The sequence below is a fragment of the Streptomyces sp. NPDC050988 genome (assembly GCF_044456225.1).
Taxonomy (GTDB): Bacteria; Actinomycetota; Actinomycetes; order Streptomycetales; family Streptomycetaceae; genus Streptomyces.
The window spans coordinates 72,972-94,508 of sequence record NZ_JBITFQ010000023.1 but is presented as its reverse complement, the minus strand read 5'-3'; the positions used below and the strand labels follow the sequence as shown (position 1 = coordinate 94,508).

The following is a 21,537-nucleotide window of genomic DNA, read 5'->3' as shown; positions in this document are numbered from 1 at the left end:
GGACGGCCATGTGACCGGTAACATTGTTAGTCCTCGACCACCGAGAAGACAAAGGAGAATTCAGCGGGCTGAACTCGCAGCTGGTACTCCGGCAGCGTGCCCGGACCGCACGACTGCGAACCGATTCCCTGCTGACCGTGGTCGAGGTTGACCCACACGGTGTCGCCGGGCCTCAGATCCGTCAGATGCTCGGCGGCGTCGAGTTCTTCGCTCCTCCAGCGCCGGGCGGTGAACCAGAACTCCGGCTCGCCCTCGACACGCAGCGCGACGACGCCATCCCACCAGCCGATCTCCGCCCACCGGACGTCGGCACGGGCACCGTTCTCCTGCGGGCGCACGTACGGGGTCTGCAGCTTGTCCACCGTGGACTCCCAACGCCCCAGCATCGAGGCGGACTTGGTGTCCGGATAGGCCTCGCCGGGACCACCGCCGTGCCACTTCACCCGGTCACCGGCGGGCAGCCCGAGACGGATGCCGAGCCTCGGCAGCGGCACCTTCCAGTCGCCCTCGGGTGTCACGGACACCGTCAGCCGCAGCCGCGTCCCGTCGGACGTCCACCGGTACACCGTGCGCAGGCCCACCTCCGCGGCGGCGGGCGCCACCCGCGTCCGTACGGTCAACGCGTCGTCGGTCAACTCGACCGAGTCCAGCCGGTGTTGCATCCGGTGGAGGCCGAGCTTGCGCCAGAGCACGCCGTAGCGGATGTCCGGCTGCCAGGCCGCGCCGAAGTCGTTGTCGGTCGGCGCCCGCCACACGTCCAGCTTCAGCTCGAAGAAGTCGATCCCGTCGATCGTCGCCAGCTCACCGGTCCGCGCGTTGAAGACGGCGGGCCCGAGCGTGATGCCCCCCTGCCCGTCGAGGACGGGCCGCTCACTCGCGGGAACGGTCACCGACGGGCGCTCTACGACCGGCAGTTGGCCCCAGGCCACCAGGTGCCCCTTCGGCGCCCACGCCGTCTCGTCGGCGAGCGTCGCCCGGACCGTCCACCGGGTCTCGGCGCCCCTCTTGTCGGGCTCGGTTCGCCTCCGGGGCGCTACAGCCGGTGTCGAGCCGCCGATCGTGCTCGACCCTTCGGGCCTCCGCGCGTTCGACGTCTCGACACCGGCGCGCCCCTGCGGCTCACGCGCGTCCGACGGAGGCGCGGGCAGCTTCACCTCGGCCGACTCGCCCGGCGCGAGCGCGGGCACCGACAGCGTGCCCGTCTCGGCCACCTCTCCGTCGACCTCGTACGACCACTCGAAGGCCAGCGCCGACAGGTCCGCGAAGTCGTACCGGTTGGTGATCCGGACCGTGCCGTCCGTGCCGCCTGTGCCGTCTGTGCCGGCGCCCTCGATGCGGACCGGCTCCGTCACCTTCTTGTACTCGACGAGCCCCGGCGAGGGCGTGCGGTCCGGGAAGAGCAGCCCGTCGCAGACGAAGTTCCCGTCGTGCAGTTCCTCCCCGAAGTCGCCGCCGTACGCGAATCCGTACCGCTCGTCCTTGATGCCGTGGTCGATCCACTCCCAGATGAAGCCGCCCTGGATCCGGTCGTGCGCCTCGAAGATCCGCTGGTAGTCGGCGAGTCCGCCCGGGCCGTTGCCCATCGCGTGGCCGTACTCGCACTGGATGAAGGGGAGTTGGCGCCGCTTGAGCGGGCCGCCGTCCAGGCCCTGGCCGATCCGCTCGACCTCGGCGTGGTCCGCGTACATCCGTGAGTACATGTCCGTGTCGCGGCAGTTCCAGTCGCCCTCGTAGTGGATGAGCCGTGAGCGGTCACGGCCACGGATCCACTCGGCCATCGCGGTCAGCCCGCGCCCGGTGCCCGCCTCGTTGCCCAGCGACCAGATGACGATCGACGGGTGGTTCTTGTCGCGCTCGACCATGCGGGACGCCCGGTCCAGGAGCGCCGGCGTCCAGCGGTCGTCGTCCACCGGGTTGTCCCGCCAGGCCTGTTCGGTGAAGCCGTGGGTCTCCAGGTCGCACTCGTCGATGACCCACAGCCCGTACTCGTCGCACAGGTCGAGGAAGGCCGGGTGCGGCGGATAGTGGGAGGTGCGCACGGCGTTGATGTTGTGCCGCTTCATCAGCAGCACGTCCTCGCGCATGGTCTCCAGGTCCAGGGCGCGGCCGTGCTCGGGATGCCACTCGTGCCGGTTGACGCCCTTGAACAGGACCGCCGTGCCGTTCACCTTGATCAGGCCGTCCGCCAGCACGACCGTACGGAAACCGATCCTGAGCGGCACCCGCTCGCCCTCGGTGACCAGCGTCCCGTCGTACAGGCGCGGTGTCTCGGCGGTCCACGGCCGGACCGGCACGGTCACGGACTCGCCCGTCGCGACATCGATGTCCAGCTCGGGCACGGTCACCCGCCCGTCGACGTCGGAGTCGACCCGCAGGGTCCCGAGCCCGTCGACATGGTCGTACGAGGCGTGCACGAAGAAGTCGAGCGCGCTGCCCGCCGGCCGGTGCAGCAGCGTGACGTCCCGGAAGATGCCGGGCAGCCACCACTGGTCCTGGTCCTCCAGGTACGAGCCCGACGACCACTGGTGCACCCGGACGGCGAGCACGTTCCCCGACGCCTTCAGGAGGTGCCCGACCGCGAACTCGTGCGCCAGCCGGGACCCCTTGAACTCACCGATGTCCGTCCCGTTCAGCCACACCCGCGCACACGACTCCACCCCGTCGAAACGGAGCACGGCCCCACCCTCCGCCGGCCAGCCGTCCGGCAGGTCGAAGACCCGCAGATGGTCGCCGGTCGGATTCTCCGTCGGCACCCGCGGCGGATCCACCGGGAACGGATAGCGGTGGTTGGTGTAGATCGGCGCCCCGAAGCGTCCGTCACCCTGGAGGACCCAGTGCCCGGGGACCCGCACCTCGGGCCAGGCCCCGGCGTCGAATCCCTCGGCGGCGAACGACTCGTCCTCGGCATCGGCCGTCGCCGAGAGCCCGAACCGCCAACTACCGTTCAGGGAAAGGGAGGCGGCGTCCGAGGAGGGGTACCAGGCGCGGGGCGGAAGGGCTCCGCTGCCGGGTGAGACGTCCTCGACGTAGTCCGTCGAGGTGGCCGTGGTGCGGAAGGACATCGGTCTCCTAGTTCAGCCCGATAGGCGGCTCAGCCCTTGATGCCGGTCTGGGCGATCCCCTGTACCAGCCAGCGCTGGAGGAAGAGGAACACGAACACCAGGGGCAGGATGGAAAAGGCGGTGGCCATGAAGATCATGTGGAAGACGACGGTCTGGTTGGTCATGTAGTTGGACAGCGCGACCTGAACGGTCCACGCTTCCGGACTCTGACCGATGACCAGCGGCCACAGGAAGGAGTTCCAGCCGTTGATGAAGGTGATGGTCGCCATCGCCGCGAAGAAGTTCAGCGAGTTGGGTACCACGATGCGCCAGTACGCACCCCAGTAGCCCAGCCCGTCCACGCGCGCCGCCTCCTCCAGCTCCTTGGGGAACCCCAGAAAGTACTGCCGAAACAGGAAGCAGGTGAAACCGCTGAACAGGCCCGGGACGATCAGACCCCGGTAGGTGTCCACCCAACCGAGGGACGAGACCAGCACAAAGCTCGGGACGAAGGTGACCGCTGTCGGGACCATGAGGGTACCCAGCACGGCGTAGAAGACCTTGTTGGCGTGCTTGTACGGGATGCGGGCCAGACCGTAGCCCGCGAGGGAGCACACCAGCAGGACGCCGACGGTGTGCAGGGTGGCGACGACCGCCGAGTTCCACAGGGACTGGGCGAAGGGCACCGTCCCGTCGTTGAACAGTTCGCTGATGTTGCCCCACTGGATGTCCGTGGGGAAGAACTTCCAGTTCTCTCCGGTGATCTCGGCGTCCGTGGAGAGGGCGTTGCGGATCAGCAGGTAGAACGGGACCAGGAAGAAGAAGCCGGCGATCCCGGTGGCGATGTAGAGCCCGGTGGAGCTCATCACGCCGCCGCCGCGCTTGACGCGACGCGGCTTCTCCGGCGGCGGAGCGGATTCCCGTACCTCGGGCATCGTGGTGGTCACTTGGACTCCTCACCCCTTCCGAAGCCCATGAACTTGCCCTGGAGCAGGGTCACGGCACAGATCAGCACGGTCAGGATCACCGCGCCCGCGCTGCCGGCACCGTAGTCCTGGCTCTCACCCAGGGCCTTGTAGTACAGCTCGACGAGGGGTGGACGGCCCCAGGTGGTCTTCGACAGGAGGTTGAAGAATTCGTCGAAGGCCTGGTAGGCGGCGATCAGCAGCAACAGGATCACCGCGGTGGACGTGGCGCGCAGCTGGGGCAGGGTGATGTAACGGAAGGTCTGCCAGCCGGGCTTGGCGCCGTCGATGGCGGCGGCCTCGTACAGCTCGCCCGGGATGTTCTGCAGCGCAGCGATGAAAAGGATCATGTAGAAGCCGGACTGCAGCCACAGACGTGCGCTGACGATGACCACCCAGTACCAGGGCGGACTGGGGTCGGCCAGCCAGGCGATGTTCTCGACCCCGAACCAGCCGAGGACCGTGTTCATCAGGCCGAACCGGACGCCGCTGAAGATGGACATCTTCCAGATCAGTGAGGCGGCCACATAGCTGCACGCGGTCGGCAGGAAGAAGACCGACCGGAAGAACGCCCGCATGAAGCGCAGCCGGTTCACCAGCAGGGCCAGGCCCAGCGAGAGCGCCCAGGTGGTGGGCACGATGAACGCGGCGAACGCGGTGAAGGTACCGAGCGAACCGACGAAGTCGTCGTTCGTCAGCATGTACGTGTAGTTCTCGAAGCCGACGAACTTGTCGGGCGTGACGGTGAAGCGGGCTTCGAAGAAGCTGAGCCAGAGGCTCCAGAGGATCGGTGCGTAGACGAAGATCGCCAGACCGATGAGGAACGGCCCGGTGAAGAGCCAGAAGTTGAAGGTGGGGCTGCCCCGCAAGGCCCGCCGAGGTTTGACCGGTGAGGCCTTCGCCGGGGCGGGTCGCGCGAGGTCGCGCGTCTTGGTCGTCGACATGTCGTGGTCCGTCCCGCGGCCTATCCGAACAGCTTCTTGAGCTCACGGTTGACGGCCGCGTCGGCCTTGTCGAGGGCCTTCTCCGGGTCCATGTCCTTGCGGACGGAGTTGGCGAAGACGTCCTCAAGGGAGGTGATCATGGCCTGGGTCCAGCCGATGTTGTCGAAGTGCCCGAACTCGTTGAACAGCTTGACGCCCTCAGCCGCGTTGCCCGACTTGAGCTTGGTGGCCGTCTGGGCGAGCGAGGTGCGCGGCGGGATGTGGAAGCCGTAGGAGGTGGCCCAGTCCTCCTGGTACTGCTTCTGGTCGATCCACAGCCACTTGACGTACTCCTTGGCCGCTTCGACGTTCTTCCCCTTGGCGTTGACGAACATCGACCAGCCGCCGTTGTAGACCGACTGCTTACCGGAGTCGACGGTCTTCGGGAAGGGGAAGACCCCCCAGTCGTCGCCGAGCGCGGCCTGGATGGCGGGCATCGCCCACATGCCGCAGAACTGGATGGCGCACAGGCCCTGGTTGAGCGACGAAGGGTCCCAGGACTCGGTCGGTGCGCCGAGGAGAAGGTCGCCGCTGGTGAACAGCTTGCGCATCTTCTTGATGCCCTCGATGACACCGGGGGTGTGGTAAGCGATCTGGTTCTTCTCGTCGAGAGTGTCGGCACCGGCCGACCAGATCATCGGGCTGATGACGCTGTGCAGGTCGTTGCCCATGTACAGGCCTTTGACCTTGCTCGTGGTGAGTTTGGCGGCGGCCTCCGTCAGCTCGTCGAGAGTGGTCGGCACCTCCACCTTGGCCTTCTCCAGCATCGACTTGCGGTAGAAGAAGAACTGCGGATCGTCGATCATGCGGACGCCGTAGATCTTGCCGTCAACGGTGTGGGACTTGATGTCGGCCGGGTTGAAGTCCGCCTTGACCGGGTCGACGATGTCGGTCAGGTCCGCCACCTGACCGCTCTTGATCATCTGGATCTGTGGGTGGAACTCGAAGACGTCGGGCGCGTTGTCGGTGAGCAGCGTCGCGAAGAGCTTGCTCTCGAAGTCGGCGCTGGTGATCCACTGCGTGGTCACGTTGGCCTTGTCGTAGGCCTTGGCGTACTTCTTGATGGCCTGCTCGGTGCCCGCCTCACCGTAAGCGTGGAAGTACTGCGTGAGGTTCGTGCCCGAACTTCCCCCGCCGGATCGCCCGTTGTTACCGCCGCACGCGGTCAGCGCGCCCGCGGCGGACAGGCCTGCTGCGGCCCGGAGGATGGATCGACGGTCCCAGTTGCTGTTGCTCAGTGCCGACATTCTGACGTCCTTGTCTCGAGTACGGCTGCGGCTCGAAATCGCTGTGCGGTGGCGGGACGTTAACCTTCGGCTAATGCTTCGGCAAGGGGTTGGGCGAAGTCTGTTCGAAGCGTTGTGCCCCGTCCGGAATACCGGACGTGACAGGGCTCAGACGTCAGGAAGACGGTGCCGTACGACTCTTCGCGGGGGAGACACGACGAGTCGCGGAGGCCTTGCCGCCGCCGGGTCTCAGGCCCACCGAACTGAGGGCGCCCTCCAGCGCGAACGTCGCCGCGCCCAGGCACACGGGGTCCGTGGGAATGGGGGAGAGGACGATCTCGGTGCTGGACAGCGGCCGTCTCAGCGCGTGCCGGGCCACGGCCTCGCGGACCTCGTACAGCAGTGGCTCACCGAGCGTGGCCGCGACCCAGCTGCTCAGTACGACCACCTCGGGATTGAGGAGGTTCACCAGGTCGGCGATGGCGGCGCCGAGATAGCGCGCCGTGTCCTGGACCACCTCGGTCGCCACCGGATCCTGCGCGGCGACCCCGCGGGCGAGCGCGTTGATCGTCGCGGTCTGGTCCTCGGGATGCAGCAAGGTGCTCTCGGGGCTCGACTCGCGGAGATTCAGCATGATTCCGGGCGCCCCGACATACGTCTCCACGCACCCGTGGTTGCCGCAGTGGCACGGCCGCCCGTCCAGTACGAGCGTGGTGTGCCCCCACTCGCCGGCGCTGTTGCTCACCCCCCGGTGCAGCCCGCCGCCCAGCACGAGCCCGGCACCGACACCCGTCCCGAGGTTCACCACCACGGCGTCCCCGCGCCCGCGCGCCGCCCCGAACCACAGCTCGGCGACCGCGCAGGCGCGCAGCGGATTGTCCAGATACAGCGGATACGCGATGTGCTCGGCGAGCAGGTCGAGCAGCGGCACGTCGTGCCAGTCCCAGTTCGGCGCGTACTCCGAGACACCAGCCTCCCGGTCCACCTGACCCGGCACACTGACCCCGACCCCGAGCACCCGGCCGCCCTCGATACCCGCCTGCGCGACCACCGAACCGACGGCCGAGGCGACATGACCCACGACCTGCTCCGGACGGATCTCACCGGGGCGCATGTCCTCGTCGGCACGGGCCAGCACGCCCAGCGCCAGGTCGAACAGCTCGACCCGGACGTACGTCTCGGCGATGTCGACGCCGATCAACGCGCCCCCCGACGCGTTGACGGCCACGAGGCCCCGCGGGCGGCCACCCGCGGAGTCCTCGAACCCGACCTCCGTCAGCATCCCCAGGTCGAGCAGCTCACCGACCAGCGTGGCGATCGTCGCGAGACTCAGCCCGGTGGCTGCGGCCAGCTCCTGGCGGGACGTGGGCGAATGGGCGATGATCTGGCGCAGCACCCCATAGCGGTTCGCCGTGCGGATGTCGCGTGATGTGCGCTTCACCAGAATGTGCCCCCTCGGTCCCCGCCGGGCCATGGCGATCCCCGACGGCCCCGGCGCGGCGCAAGGCTATGACCGCCCGAGGACTTTCGACAAGGGGTTAGGAAAGGGGCTGTACAAAGTCCCCGAAGCTCACAGCGGGCGGAGTGGGGATCGAGCCGTCCGTCACTCGCCCAGCACCGAACCCTCGCCCAGCACCTCACCGACGAACGCGTTGCGGAACGTGCCCATCGGGTCCAGCTCCGCGGCCAGGTTCCTGAACTCCGCCAGCTGCGGATAGCGTCCGCGCACCACCGGTGCCGCCATCGTGAACACCTTGCCCCAGTGCGGCCGCGGATCGAACGGCGTCAGCGCCTCCTCCACCCGCCGCACCACGGGCAGCACGGCCGCCGTGTTCTCGACCCAGGTGAAGTGGAGGGCCACCGTGTCCCGCCCGTACGCCGGACTCAGCCACTGCCGGTCGGCCGCGACCGTACGCACCTCGCAGACCTGCAGCACCGGCGCGATCCTCTCCCGGATCGCGTCGAGCGCACGCAGGGCACCCGTGGCGTGCGGGCGCGGCAGCAGGTACTCCGACTGCAGCTCCGCGCCGCTGCTCGGCGTGAACTCCGGCCGGAAATGCGGCAGTCGCTCGTGCCAGGGCCCGGGCACCCCGAACTGCTGCGTGCAGTTCCCGGCGGGCATCCCCGGCACCGGGTGCATCGCCTCGGTGGCCGGCTCGGCCCACGGAAACCCGTCCCACGGAACATCCGTACGCCGCTTGACCCACGCCTGGACGAAGCCCGACCGCCGCCAGTCGGTGAACAGACTCACGCTGTAGGCCGACGCGGACACCGTCTCGAAGTCCAGTTCCGCGAGCGGCAGCCGGCCGAACACATGCTGGGCGACCTCGAAGTCCGGCTCCAGGTCGAGCGTGAGCGCGGTGACGACACCGAGCGCGCCCAGCGAGGTCACGGCCCCGCTGAAGCGGGGGTCACCCCGGCCTATCGTCAGGGCCGAACCGTCGGCGAGGACCAGCTCGACCTCCCGTACGGGCGAGGCCAGCGAGCCGTTCGCGTTCCCCGAGCCGTGCGTGCCGGTCGCCACCGAACCCGCCACCGAGATGTGCGGCAACGAGGCCATGTTGGGCAGCGCGAACCCCCGCTCGTGCACCGCCCGGGCCAGCTCCGCGTACCGCACCCCGCCCGCCACTCTGACCGTACGGGCCACGGCGTCCACCTCGACCGACGGCGGCAGCCCGGTCAGCGAGAGGAGCACACCCTCACTGCCCGGGTCGGCGATCTCATTGAACGAGTGCCCGCTGCCGAGAACCCGCACACGGTCGGCACGCGAGACGAGCACCCGCAGCGCGTCGAGCGACCGCGGCCGCTGCAGCTCCTTGGCGGAGTACGTGATGTTCCCCGCCCAGTTGGTCAGAGCCTCTGCCATCCGTGGGTCCTTCCGGAAATTTTTTCGTCGACCGGCGAAACGGTTTCCCTTGGAACCTACCTGGCCCCGTCCCACCCCAGGGGCGCGGGACGTTGACACCATGCGGCTCCGCCGCGTGGGCGCGACCAGCCACGACCAACCCGCACCCACCCACAAACCGTCGGGCGCCCCGTCCATTGACCCTCTCACTCCGCGAGACCTACCGTAGAGACCGGTTGCTATAAACGCGTCACCGATCCGGAAGGCCACCCCACCTTGCGCCCACGCCCCGCCGCACTTTTCGCCATGACAGCCGAGAACGTGCCCCACATCTTCCCTCCGGACGTACTGGCCCGTCTGGGCAACGCGGTAGAAATCGATCCCACTCTCACGGCCGAGAACTTCACCGACCCCCGAGTACGGGACGCGCTCGCCGACACGGAGATCCTGATCACCGGCTGGGGCTGCCCCCACATCGACGAGGCGGTCCTGGACGCCGCACCCAGGCTGCGGGCGATCCTCCACGCGGCCGGCTCGGTCAAGGGACTCACCTCGCCCGCGGTCTGGGACCGCGGCATCACCGTGTCCTCCGCGGCCGGCGCGAACGCCCTCCCCGTGGCGGAGTACACGCTCGCCATGATCCTCCTGGCGGGCAAGGACCTCTTCGCCCAGCGCGACCGCCTCCGCGCCCAACGCGCCTTCCCCTACGGGGAGATCATGCCGGGCATCGGCAACTTCGGCCGCCGCGTGGGCGTGGTCGGCGCCTCCCGGATCGGCCGCCGCCTCATCGAACTGCTGCGCCCCTTCGACCTGCGGGTCACCCTCGCCGACCCGTACGTCGACGCGACGGAGGCCGCCGCCCTCGGCGTACCCCTGCTGCCGCTCGACGACCTCCTGGCCACCAGCGACATCGTGACCGTCCACGCCCCGCAGACCCCCGAGACCCACCACCTCATCGGCCGCCGCGAACTTGCCCTCATGCCGACGGGATCCGTACTCGTCAACACGGCCCGCGGCGCCCTCCTCGACCACGACGCCCTCGTCGAGGAGCTGCGCGCGAACCGGCTCAGCGCGATCCTCGACGTCACCGAGCCGGAACCGCTACCCGTCGACTCGCCGCTCTTCGACCTGCCGAACGCGTTCATCACCCCGCATCTCGCCGGCTCACAGGGCAACGAGGTGGCCCGGCTCGGTCTCGCCGTCACGGAGGAGGCTGAACGGCTGCTGTCCGGACGGGAGTTGGCCCACGCGATCGACCACGCCGTACTGGAGCGCACCGCGTGACCTCGGTCCTGACCCCGCGGGCCGACGCGGCCGCCGCGGGCGAGCCCCTGCACCACTTCTGGTCCGTGTGCGCCGGCGCGGGCCGCGCGGCCGAGGGCCTGCGCGCCTCCTGGCAGGAGCAGTTGCGCCAGGTCGCGGAGGGCTGCGGCTTCCGCTACGTACGCTTCCACGGCCTCTTCCACGACGACATGTTCGTGTACAGGCTCGGCGGGGACGGACAGGCGGTCCTCAACTTCCAGTACGTGGACGACCTGTTCGACCGGATCCTCGACGCGGGAGTGCGCCCCTTCGTCGAACTCGGCTTCAGCCCAGGTGACCTGGCCCGCGAGAAGGGCACCATCTTCTGGTGGGGCGCCCACGGCTCCCCGCCCACCGACCTGGTCGCCTGGGCGAGCCTGGTCTCCGCGACCGTCCGCCACTGGGTCGCCCGGTACGGGATCGACGAGGTCCGCCAGTGGTACTTCGAGGTGTGGAACGAGCCCAACCTCGACCCGTTCTTCCGCGGCACCCGAGCCGAGTACTACGACCTGTACGCGGCAACGGCCCACGCCCTCAAGGCAATCGACCCCGACCTTCGCGTCGGCGGCCCGGCCACCAGCAACTTCGTGCCGGACGCCCGCTTCGACGGCGACACCGAGGACAAGAGCGGCCACGTCACGGTCACCGCCGACAACCTCGACGCCCTGGAGTGGCGGCCCGTCTGGCTGGAGCACTTCCTCGACCACTGCTCCCGCGAGCGGCTGCCCGTCGACTTCGTCTCCTGCCACCCGTACCCCACGGACTGGGCACTCGACGACCACGGCCAGGGCGCCCACTACACACGCGGCGCCGACGCCACCCGCAGGGACCTCGCGACGGTCCGGGACATCGTCGGCAAGAGCCCGTTCCCGGACGCCGAGATCCACCTCACCGAGTGGAGCTCGACCCCCTCGTCCCGGGACCACACCCACGACCACCCCCAGGCCGCGACCTTCGTCGTCCGGGCCAACCTGGAGTCGATCGGCCTCGTCGACTCGCTCGCGTACTGGACGTTCACGGACGTCTTCGAGGAGATGGGCGCCGGGGACACGGCCTTCCACGGCGGCTTCGGACTCCTCAACCAGCAGGGCATACCCAAGCCGACTTACCACGCCTACCGGTTCCTGCACGCGCTCGGCGACGAACTCCTCGTCCACGAGCCGGGCACGGTCGTCACCAGGGAGGGGGCCACAGGCCGGATCACCGCCCTCACCTACCACTACCCGCCCGAGATGCCCCTCGCCGTCCCCCTCTCGACACCGGACCGCACGGTCGCCGAGCAGACACTGGCCCTGGGCTCCCCCGTCCCGTACACCCTGAGCCTCACCGGACTGCCGGCCGACGCCGCCTTCACCGTGGAGATCCTGGAACCCGGCAGCGCGTCCGGCGGCGACACCCTCGCCGCCTGGCGCGAGCGCGGCGCTCCCGACCCGCTCTCCCGCGAGGACATCGCCGCCCTACGTCGAACGGCCCCACGCACGGAGACCGTACGAGCCGACGCGGCGGGCGAGCTGACCTACGAACGGCGGCTCGCGCCCTGGTCGGTGGTGCTCGTGCGGCAGGACGACGGAGGGCCCGACCAGGCCGTAGGAGAACCCGGCCACCCCATAGGGTGACCGGTAGAGAGCAGGGAAGGGGAGCCCACCGGTGGCCAAGAAGACGGAGCCCGTGATGGGCAATGACGCCTCCACGGTCCGGGACGTCGCCGCACGGGCCGGGGTCTCCGCCTCGACCGTCTCCCGGGTCCTGGGCGGCACCTACCCGGTGGCCGCGAGCACCCGCGCCAGGGTGCTCAAGGCGATGCGCGAGCTCGACTACGTGGTCAACGCGCACGCCCGCGCGCTCGGCGGCTCCACCAACAAGACGGTGGCGTTCGTCGTCGACGACGTGACCGGCCCGTTCTACGCCCACATCGCACGCGGCGTGGAGGAACAGGCGTCCGCCGAGGGCAGGCTCTGCATGCTGTGCACCACACACGGCGATCCGCAGCGCGTCCTCGCCGTCGTCGAGACCATGCGCGAACAGCGCGCCGACGCCGTGATCGTCGTCGGCGGAGCCTGGGAGGACAAGGCCTACCAGGACCGGATGACTCACTTCGCGCACGCCCTGGACCGGGTGGGTTCACGGCTCGTCCTCGTCGGCAGGCCGCCGCTCGGCCCGGGGGTGCCCGCCACGGTCGTCGAGTACGACAACGAGGGCGGCGCCTTCGCGATGACCACCCATCTGCTCACCTCGGGCCACCAGCGCATCGCCTACCTCGGCCGGGTGCCGGGCCTGTCCACCAGCGACCAGCGCATCAGCGGCTTCCGGCGCGCGCACGAGCTGCTCGGGCTGGCCCCGGACCCGAAGCTGATCCTGGACGGCACGTTCAGCCGCTCGCACGGCTATCAGGGCGCCCGCCAACTCCTCGCCTCCGGCGCCGACTTCACGGCGGTGTTCGCGGGCACCGACATGGTCGCGGCGGGCGCGCTGCAGGCGCTGCGCGAAGCGCGCGTGAGTGTCCCCGACGAGGTGTCCGTGGTCGGCTACGACGACGTGCCGCTGGCCCTGGACCTCTTCCCGGCCCTCACCACCGTCAACGTCCCGCACGAGGAACTGGGCCGCGCGGCCGTCCGGCTGGCCCTGCACCGCGAGGAACTCCCCGGCAGCCAGCACCTGGTGCTCGGCACCCACATCGTCCTGCGGGACTCGACACGGCGACCCGGGCACTGACCTTCCCCGGTCGACACGGGCTTCCGGGCACTAACCATCCCCGGTCGACACAAGCGTCCGGGCACACACCGACCGGCCCTGGCCGGCACGAGGCCCCGGGCACCGACATTCCCCGGCCGAGGCGGCGATCCGGGCACCGACTTCCCCCGTCCCGTCCCCGGCTTCCCCCGTCCCGCCCCTGACTTCCCCGTTCCGCCCCGCAGCGTTCTGCGCGCATCCTGGACAACCGGTCTCTAGAGAACCGGCTGTCCGGTAGGCACCCATTATCCGGTTACTTGTTCGAAATCCCGTTCAGTTCGGGGTGAGTTGGCCCAGTTCCCCAGTTTTCTCTGCCCGATGTCTTGCCGACGTCCGGGACCGGTTCTAGCTTCCATAGAGACCGATTTCTATGGCGCCCTCGGACGGCAGAACCCGAGCGGCGGACGGTCCCCCCTGTTCCAGTCCCCTCAGGAGCCGCCATGCCCCAGCCCCGTGTCCCGCACCGCGCGACCCTGTCCGCCGCCGCGCTTGCCACCGTGCTCGCCCTCACCGCGACCGCCTGCGGCGGTGACTCCGACGACTCCTCGGACCAGTCGAAGGGGCCGGTCACGCTGGAGTACTGGAGCTGGTCGGAGACGAAGAACGTCGACCCCGTGGTGGCCAAGTTCAACAGCACGCACCCCGGCATCAAGCTCAAGTTCGTCAAGCAGGCCGACAACCCGGGCACGGCACAGAACCTGCGCAACGCGGTCGCCGCGAAGAAGGACGTCCCCTGCCTGGTGCAGAACTTCGGCGAGGTGCCGAGTCTCGTCGGCGAGGGCCTGCTGAGCAGCGTCGACAAGGAACTCAAGCCGTACCTCGACCGGTTCAACCCGGCCGCCCTGCCCAGCGTCCAGGCGGGCGGCACCTACTACGCCGTCCCGACCGGCTTCAACCCGACCTTCATGATGATCAACCGCTCGGTGTACGACAAGTACGGCGTCGACGTCCCCAAGACCTGGGACGACGTGATCGCCGCGGGCAAGAAGCTCAAGAAGCACGACGTGTACGTCATGAACCTGGCCGGCGAGGACCCGTCCACCTTGGTCAACCTGGTCCAGCAGGCGGGCGGCACCTGGTACGAGCAGAAGGGCGACAGCTGGAAGATCGACTTCCTGTCACCCGAGTCACTCAAGGCGGCCGACATAGTCCAGCAACTGGTCGACGGCGGCCTGGTCGCCAACCAGACCTACCAGGACCGGCCCGCCCTGATCAGCTACTTCGACTCCGGGAAGATGGTCTCGCTGCCCACCCAGACCTGGCAGCTGCAGAACTACGAACTGAACTACAAGAAGTCCCTCGGCGACTGGCAGCCCATCGACCTGCCCCAGTTCGCCGACGCCACGGAGTTCACCACCCCCTCCTACAGCGCCAACAACGGCGTACTCGTCCCCAAGGGCTGCGAGCACGTCAAGGAGGCCGTCGAGGCGGCGGTGTGGATGAAGACCGACAAGACCGGCATCGACTCCACCTACCAGAAGGACACCAAGCAGTACGAGTGGCCGGGCGCCGTCAAGGACGTCACCCCCTGGGTCGACTCGGTGGTCACCGACAAGCTCTTCGGCACCCACAAGTCCGAGGCGCGCGGAGTGATCCTCAAGTCCGTCGAACACGCGAAGAGCAACTGGACGGTCGGCCCCAACTACACAGGTGTCTTCGCCGAGTTGCAGGACCAGTGGGCGAAGATCGTCACCAAGAAGATGACGGTCAAGCAGGCCCTTGAGCACCTTCAGGAGTTCACGGTCGACGACCTGAAGTCCAAGAACATCAACGTCGAGGGCTGACCCATGGCAGCCGTCACCGAACCGCCGTCCCGGGCCACGCGCCTGGGATGGCGGCGGATCATGGCCCTCAAGGGCGCCTCGTTCACGGTCCCCTTCTTCCTCGGGTTCCTCCTGTTCACCGTGACCCCACTCGTCATGGCACTCAAGGAGAGCCTCTACAGCGAGAAGGGCTCCGGGCTCGGATTCGGCGAGAAGACCGTCGAGTTCGTAGGCCTCGACAACTTCGTCGAGGGCTTCGGCGACGGCCGCTTCTGGGCCTCGATGCTCCGCGTCGGCCTCTTCGCGGTCATCAGCATCCCGGTCATCCAGATCGCCAGCGTGGGTCTCGCGCTGCTCCTCGACGCGGCCTCGCAACGCGTCGCCGACCGGTTCCGTATCCCGCTGCTGATCCCGTACATGATCCCGGGCATCGTCGCGACCCTGATCTGGATCTACCTCTACAGCCCGGTCGTCGGCCCGCTCACCCCGTTCTTCGACCTCTTCGGTATCGACGCCAACTTCTACGGCGGCGAACTCATCTGGGTGTCCATCGGCAACCTGATGGCGTGGAGCGGGATCGGCTTCAACATGCTGATCGTCTACTCGGCGCTGCGGTCGGTCGACGCGAACGTGTACGACGCCGCCCGCATCGACGGGGCCTCCGAGTGGCGGATCGCCTGGTCGATCAAGGTGCCGCTGGTCCGCCGCTCCCTGGTGCTCACCACCGTGCTCAGCATCATCGGCACCCTGCAGATCTTCAGCGACACGATGCTCTTCAAGTCCATGGCACCGGAGACGGTCACCCGCGACTTCACCCCGATCATGGCGATCTACGACTGGGCCTTCCAGCAGGGCAACTTCAACTACGCCTCCGCCCTCTCGATCATCCTCGCCCTGGTCGTCGGCACCGCGTCCGCGCTGTTCTACCGACTCACGAACAAGGCGCCCACGTCATGACCGCCGTCAGCGGCAGGCCCACGACCGCTGTCCCGGCCGTGCCCCTCCGCGTCGCGCGGCGCGCGCCCGCCGCGGCGGGCGCGGGCGGTGTGTCCGTTCCTCGGCCCACGAGCGAGGTCTCCCCTTCATGACCGCAACCATCGACCGGTCCACCACCACACCCCCGCGCCCGAAGCGCGGTGCCACCGCGTCCCGCGCCGGAACCGGCCCCGTCCGGCACTCCCGGCGGACCAAGGCCCTGGTCCTCGGCGGAGTCGTGTTCTTCACCCTCTACTCGCTGGCCCCCGTGTGGTGGCTGATCGTCTCGGCGACCAAGAACCAGTCCGACCTCTACACCACCAACGGCCTGTGGTTCTCCGACCTGCACTTCACGGACAACCTGAAGGCGCTGTTCACCTACCAGGACGGCATCTTCCTCAAGTGGCTGTGGAACACGCTCTATTACGGAGTCGTCGGCACCGCCGGCATGACGCTGGTCTGCGTCGCCTGCGGATACGGCCTGGCGATGTACCAGTTCCGCGGCCGGGGCGTACTGATGGGCTGCATCATCGGGTCCTTCCTCGTCCCGCACGCGCTCCTCACCATCCCGTCCTTCCTCCTCTTCACGGACCTGCGGATGGTCGACACCCCGTCGGCGATCATCGTGCCGAGCCTGTTCAACGCCTTCTCCGTCTACCTCGCCAAGGTGTACGCGGAGGGCGCCATCCCGCCCGAACTCCTGGAGGCGGCCCGTATCGACGGCGCGGGGGAGTACCGCATCTTCTTCACGGTCGGCGCCCGCCTCATGTCCACGGGCGCGGCGACGATCTTCCTGCTCGGCTTCGTCGGCTCCTGGAACTCCTTCTTCGGACCCCTGGTGTTCCTGCGTACGCCGGAGAAGTGGACCGTGATGGTAGGCCTCTACTCCTGGCTGAAGGTCAAGGTCGACACGTCCGCCGACCTGACCGGCATGGTGGTCGTGGGCTCGCTGCTGTCCCTCATCCCCATGGTGATCCTGATGATCTCCATGCAGCGCTTCTGGCGCTCCGGAGTCACGCTCGGCTCCCTCAAGTAGTCCGAGCCCCGCGCGGCCGGTCGTAGCCGACGCCGACCGGCCCGCAGCCCCTTCCTTTCCCCTCCCCCCTCTTCCCTTTCCTCCCCTTCCTCCCTCTTCCTGGTTCCCCTTCGCCGCCGTGAGGATCCCGCATGTCCGTCACCAGAAGATCCGTCCTGGCCGGTACCGCCGCCGGCACCGGTGCCCTCGCGCTGACCGGCTGGTCCTGGACCGCCGCCGAGCAGGCGTCCGCCGCGGGGGCCGAGGAAGCCGACGGCGCGAGACGCCTCGACCTCGTCGACTTCGGCGACCCCGACTCCGAGACGGCGCACGGCCTGAACGCCCCCGACTCCGCCGCCGTCGAGGGCCACGCGGGCGACCGGGCCCGAATCGCCAAACCCCTGGCCACCCCCGACATCAAGACCGGCGACCTCCGCTTCACGATGCGGGTGGACCCCCTCCACCAGAACTACCTCACCGTCAAGTTCTGGGGCGGCGACACCTCCCCGTACAAGACGATCGCGTACATCAACGGCGAGCAGATCGGCTACCGCCGCTCCGGCGACTACGAGGCGCTGAACACCGGCACGGTCCGTCCGCTGCCGGGCCGCTTCTTCTACGCCACGGTGATGCTGCCGCTGGAACACACGAAGGGCCGGGAGCAGGCCGAGATCACCCTGCGCACCTACGACGCGGCGTTCACCGCCAAGGTCACCGCCGACTCCCGCGGCTACTACCGCGCGTACACCCACACCGGCGCGTACCTCGACGTGAGCGACGACCCGCAGGCCGATTTCACACCGCCCACGGACACGGTCGCGGACCTGTCCGACGCGCAGAAGCAGGCACTCGTCGACGGCTATGTGGCCTCCCAGGTGAAACTCTTCAACGACCACTCGGCGAAGATCGACGCATCGGCGACGGCCAGGCTCAGCATCGTCCGCTACGAGGACGAACTCCGCTTCTACGCCTCAGCGTTGACCCAGGCCGCCTGGTGCCCCGCAAGGACGGCCACCGACCGGCGGACGGCCCTGCGGCGGGTCTTCAAGTGCGTGGACAACCACACCAAGGACTACTACGCCGACACGAGACTTCTGGCCCGCGGCGGCCATCAGGGCGACTGGGGCGGCTACTACGGAGCACTCGGCGAGGCCCTCTACATCGTCGAGAACCTCATAGCGGACAAGGACGTCCTCGGCCGCGAATCCTTCGAGGCATTCCTGGACGAGCCCTTCACCACAGGCACCAGCGAGAGCAGGACCTCCCTCAAGGACGTCGACTTCGACGGCTCACCACTGACCCGCCGGGCCGCCTGGGGCCGCGTCCTCAAGGCCAACTTCGACTACGCCCGCTCGCGGCTCTCGTACATCTACAACCAGGTGATGTACACGTACGAAGGTGCCTGGGAGGCCCACGAGGGGCTGCGGGTGATCGGCTCGGAGTTCTACGAGGGCAAGGCGCGCAGCCACCGCATCGCGGGGGAGGCGCTCGGCTGGCTGCCCTTCCTCGGCGAGGAGGTCCTCGTCGGCCCGGACGGCCAGGACCTGGACCTCTTCCACTCGCTCTTCTACCACGACACCACGGCCCGCTGGACGGACGACTACATCAAGTACGTCATCAAGGGCCTGGCCAGGTCCAAGCTGGACAAGGCCGGCAACCTGGTACGCCGCCTGCCGCTGGGCAAGCACTACACCACGATCACCGAGGCGGGCCACACCCGCGAGAACGGCTATGTCGCCAACTACGGCGAGGCCACCAACTACCTGCCCGAGTGGTTCCACCGCACCTGGGGCCACAAGGGCGACGAGGACCTGAACGATCGCATCCTGGAGATCGCGCTGCGCAACCTGCACGCCCGCTCCCTGGCCCGGATGACCGACCTCGACGACAACCTCAAGCGCACGATGCGCATGGAGATGGTGATCGACGAGCGCAACACCAACTACCCAGGTTTTCCAGGCTACGTACTGCGCATCTCCGAGGGCCGCATCCTCAACTACGTCTCCCTGGCCCGGCACATGGCCGAACACACCGACCGGTACACCGGAAGCCGCTGGGCGGCCACCCGCTCCTTCGCCCGCGAGGCGGTCGGCTTCGCCCAGCAACAGCTCGCCGACCACCAGTACTTCAACTCCTTCGCCTCCGTCACGGGCAAGAACAAGTACGACCTCACACTCGGCGAGACCTACGCCTTCCTCAAGGCCCACGAGCCGACCGGAACAGTCCACCCGCACACGGACTTCGCCCACTACACGCCCGCGGAACTGACCGCACTGGCGGTGAACCGTGCCGACTACGAGCGCTTCGCCTGGGTCGACGTGGACTGCATGTTCGTCTCGCTCAGGGACGGCGACCTCCACCTGTGGGCCCAACTCAACGAACGCCAGCGGGGGTTCGCCCGCAACGGCCGCCTGCACGTCCGGCAGGCGAACCGCGACCACATCGTGCAGATCAACACCAACGCACGCTTCCGGTACGAGGACTACTGGGCCCGCATGGACAACATCGACGTCGACTTCATGGAGGACCAGCAGACCGGCGACTCCACGGCTCTCCAGGCCCTGGCGGGCGAAATCGCACCGATCACCTTCCAGCCGGGCGTCGGCACGGTCCACCGCGAGAACTTCGAGGCAGACCACGCCTATTCGGGCTACCCGGACCTGCTAACGGCCCGCTACGGCCGCTACTTCTTCGTCTTCAACACGACCCGCAAGACATATGGGAACGAGCGGTCGTACGAGGTGGAGGTGCCCTCGGCCACGGGCCGTACCGGTTCGACCGGTTCGACCGACAGGGCGGTTCTGGACCTGGTGAGCGGAAAGGAGCTCCCGGTGCGCGGCGGCAAGGTGAAGGTCCCGCCGAAGACGGGCCTGGTGCTGAAGCTGCCGACGCCGCTGGAGCCCGAACTCCCGCCCGCCCACGTCGACTTCGTGCACACGCTCCCCGGCGACGGTGCGGTCACGGTGACCTGGCAGACGACCGCGGGCGCCTCCCACTACGAGGTGCGGCGGGCGACCCGACAGCAGGGCCCGTACAAGGTCATCTCCTCGAAGGAGACGGGCCGACACTTCACGGACACCTCCGCCCACCCCGGCGAGACGTACTTCTACACGGTCACCGCAGTCAACGGCCAAGGCCCAGGCTGGACTTCGCACACCATCCGAACCGAACTCCCGAAGCCCGCCTCGCCCGGCCTCAGAAACACGGGCTGGCGAGACGACGCCCTGCGCAAGGCGAGACCGGGCAGCACGGCGGTACGCGGCGCGACGATACGAGTGCTCGGCGCACGAGGCGACGGACTCGGTGAGGGCGACGACTACAAAGTGCCCTCGCGCGACATCGAAGACCAACTCCACTACGTGAGCCGCCCATTGACAGGCAGCTTCACCCTCGCCACCCACATCACGGGGGCACGCGGGCCGCTCACCGGACTGATGCTCCGCGACCGGATCGCCGCCGACACCCGCCACCTGTTCTTCGGCGCGGACAAGGACGGACAGCTCGTCTTCCACAACCGCACCCGCGACAGCCGCCACGACTGGCAGGACGACCTGCGCTCACCCATCACCCGCCGACTCGACGGGCAGACCCTGGCCGCGACGCCGTACCTGCGGATCGTCCGGGACACCGGCAGTCACCGAGTGCACGGCCAGGTGTCGGTGGACGGCACCACCTGGCTGACGGTCGCGACACTCTTCACACCCTTCCCGCACGCGGTCCACGCGGGCTTCGCGGCTACGGGCGACGCGGAGTTCACGAAGGTGGCGGTGGACGCCCTCGGCGCGAACGCGCTCCTGCTCTCCGTAGAGCGCGATGCCGACACCGCCACCGTCCGCTGGAACAAGCCGGACGACGCCCTGGCCTTCACGCTCTCGCGCTCAACTGCCGACGGTAAGTGGGAGGTTCTGAGGAAGGACACGCGCGAGTACGCCTACGAGGACAAGGGCCTGCGCCACGGCACCCGTTCCTACAAGGTGACGGCGGCCCTGGTCGGCGGAGGTACCCGAGACTCGGCCGTGGCCGTGGCGGTCGCCGAGACCTTCGCCCAGGTGCTCGCCCGGGCACGGAGGTCAGACCCCGCCGAGTGGACGAAGAAGTCGTACGCGGCTTTCACCACCGAACTCGACCGCATCGAAAATTCAACGGGCGACCCAGAGTCCGCCCGAGTGGACGCCGTCTACGCGGCCCATGAACTCCTGGTCTCCGTCGACACGTTGCTGCGGAAGTTCCAGGTCACCCCGTCCATGGTGGTGGCCTCCACCACCCAGTGGCCCGGCACGGGAACCAAGGAGGCCGCGGGCTGGCGGGCCTTCGACGGAGACACCACCACCTACACCGACACCACGGCCGCTGAGAGCTGGATCGACATCGACGCGGGCGCCGCGGGCCCGATCACCGTCGACCGCATCCGCCTGCACCCTCGCGTCGACCAACTCGGCCGCGCCAACGGCACGGTGTTCCGCGGCTCTGACGAGACCGGGGCCGACTGGACCGACTTCCACACGGTCGGCGGGGTCGACACGGCCCGGTGGTACGAGTTCCGGCTCGCCGAGCGGGTGTCGTACGAGCGGATCCGTGTCTACGACGGGCACAACGGGCGTTGCAATGTGGGGGAGATCGAGTTCTGGTATCAGCTGCCTGATGAGGGGTGAGATCTGCGGGTTCGCTGTGGCTGGTCGCGCAGTTCCCCGC

Annotated in this window: 13 protein-coding genes; 7 read left to right on the top strand and 6 right to left on the bottom strand. The window is 68.6% G+C overall.

Annotated elements, in window-relative coordinates; translation table 11 throughout:
- Window positions 1–26 precede the first annotated feature (26 nt).
- The 6 genes from ACIBEI_RS35070 to ACIBEI_RS35045 all read right to left on the bottom strand — a co-directional run bounded on the left by ACIBEI_RS35070 (window position 27) and on the right by ACIBEI_RS35045 (window position 9,081).
- Window positions 27–3,062 (bottom strand): glycoside hydrolase family 2 TIM barrel-domain containing protein, encoded by a 3,036-nt coding sequence (locus tag ACIBEI_RS35070; RefSeq protein WP_398894411.1) that lies wholly within the window; start codon window positions 3,060–3,062, stop codon window positions 27–29.
- Between the two features lie 29 nt (window positions 3,063–3,091).
- Complete coding sequence (locus tag ACIBEI_RS35065) at window positions 3,092–3,988, bottom strand: carbohydrate ABC transporter permease (RefSeq protein WP_398894410.1); 897 nt, start codon at window positions 3,986–3,988, stop codon at window positions 3,092–3,094.
- On the bottom strand, window positions 3,985–4,950 hold the full coding sequence (locus tag ACIBEI_RS35060) for a carbohydrate ABC transporter permease (protein WP_398894408.1): 966 nt from the start codon (window positions 4,948–4,950) through the stop codon (window positions 3,985–3,987). The genes ACIBEI_RS35065 and ACIBEI_RS35060 overlap by 4 nt, the downstream gene beginning before the upstream one ends.
- A gap of 20 nt (window positions 4,951–4,970) precedes the next feature.
- Entirely contained in the window at window positions 4,971–6,236 is a 1,266-nt protein-coding gene (locus ACIBEI_RS35055; RefSeq protein ID WP_398894407.1) for an ABC transporter substrate-binding protein, read from the bottom strand.
- Between the two features lie 154 nt (window positions 6,237–6,390).
- Complete coding sequence (locus ACIBEI_RS35050; RefSeq protein WP_398894405.1) at window positions 6,391–7,689, bottom strand: ROK family transcriptional regulator; 1,299 nt, start codon at window positions 7,687–7,689, stop codon at window positions 6,391–6,393.
- A gap of 129 nt (window positions 7,690–7,818) precedes the next feature.
- Window positions 7,819–9,081, bottom strand: coding sequence for an FAD-binding protein (locus tag ACIBEI_RS35045; protein WP_398894403.1), 1,263 nt, complete (start codon window positions 9,079–9,081; stop codon window positions 7,819–7,821).
- Between the two features lie 255 nt (window positions 9,082–9,336).
- On the opposite strand from ACIBEI_RS35045, the gene ACIBEI_RS35040 reads away from it, so the two are divergent.
- The 7 genes from ACIBEI_RS35040 to ACIBEI_RS35010 all read left to right on the top strand — a co-directional run bounded on the left by ACIBEI_RS35040 (window position 9,337) and on the right by ACIBEI_RS35010 (window position 21,497).
- Entirely contained in the window at window positions 9,337–10,344 is a 1,008-nt protein-coding gene (locus ACIBEI_RS35040) for a hydroxyacid dehydrogenase (RefSeq protein ID WP_398894402.1), read from the top strand.
- Window positions 10,341–11,978, top strand: a complete 1,638-nt coding sequence (locus ACIBEI_RS35035) for a beta-xylosidase (protein WP_398894401.1) — start codon at window positions 10,341–10,343, stop codon at window positions 11,976–11,978. The genes ACIBEI_RS35040 and ACIBEI_RS35035 overlap by 4 nt, the downstream gene beginning before the upstream one ends.
- 31 nt (window positions 11,979–12,009) lie before the next feature.
- Window positions 12,010–13,074 (top strand): LacI family DNA-binding transcriptional regulator, encoded by a 1,065-nt coding sequence (locus ACIBEI_RS35030; protein WP_398894399.1) that lies wholly within the window; start codon window positions 12,010–12,012, stop codon window positions 13,072–13,074.
- Between the two features lie 458 nt (window positions 13,075–13,532).
- The gene (locus tag ACIBEI_RS35025; protein ID WP_398894398.1) at window positions 13,533–14,876 is read left to right on the top strand and encodes an ABC transporter substrate-binding protein; all 1,344 of its coding nucleotides are present in this window, start codon (window positions 13,533–13,535) and stop codon (window positions 14,874–14,876) included.
- 3 nt (window positions 14,877–14,879) lie between these two features.
- The gene (locus ACIBEI_RS35020; protein ID WP_398894396.1) at window positions 14,880–15,812 is read left to right on the top strand and encodes a carbohydrate ABC transporter permease; all 933 of its coding nucleotides are present in this window, start codon (window positions 14,880–14,882) and stop codon (window positions 15,810–15,812) included.
- A 127-nt stretch (window positions 15,813–15,939) separates the two neighbouring features.
- On the top strand, window positions 15,940–16,866 hold the full coding sequence (locus ACIBEI_RS35015; RefSeq protein WP_398894395.1) for a carbohydrate ABC transporter permease: 927 nt from the start codon (window positions 15,940–15,942) through the stop codon (window positions 16,864–16,866).
- Window positions 16,867–16,997: 131 nt separating this feature from the next.
- A complete protein-coding gene (locus tag ACIBEI_RS35010) occupies window positions 16,998–21,497 on the top strand; it encodes a Tat pathway signal protein (RefSeq protein WP_398894394.1) in 4,500 nt (1,499 codons plus the stop codon).
- Window positions 21,498–21,537 lie beyond the last annotated feature (40 nt).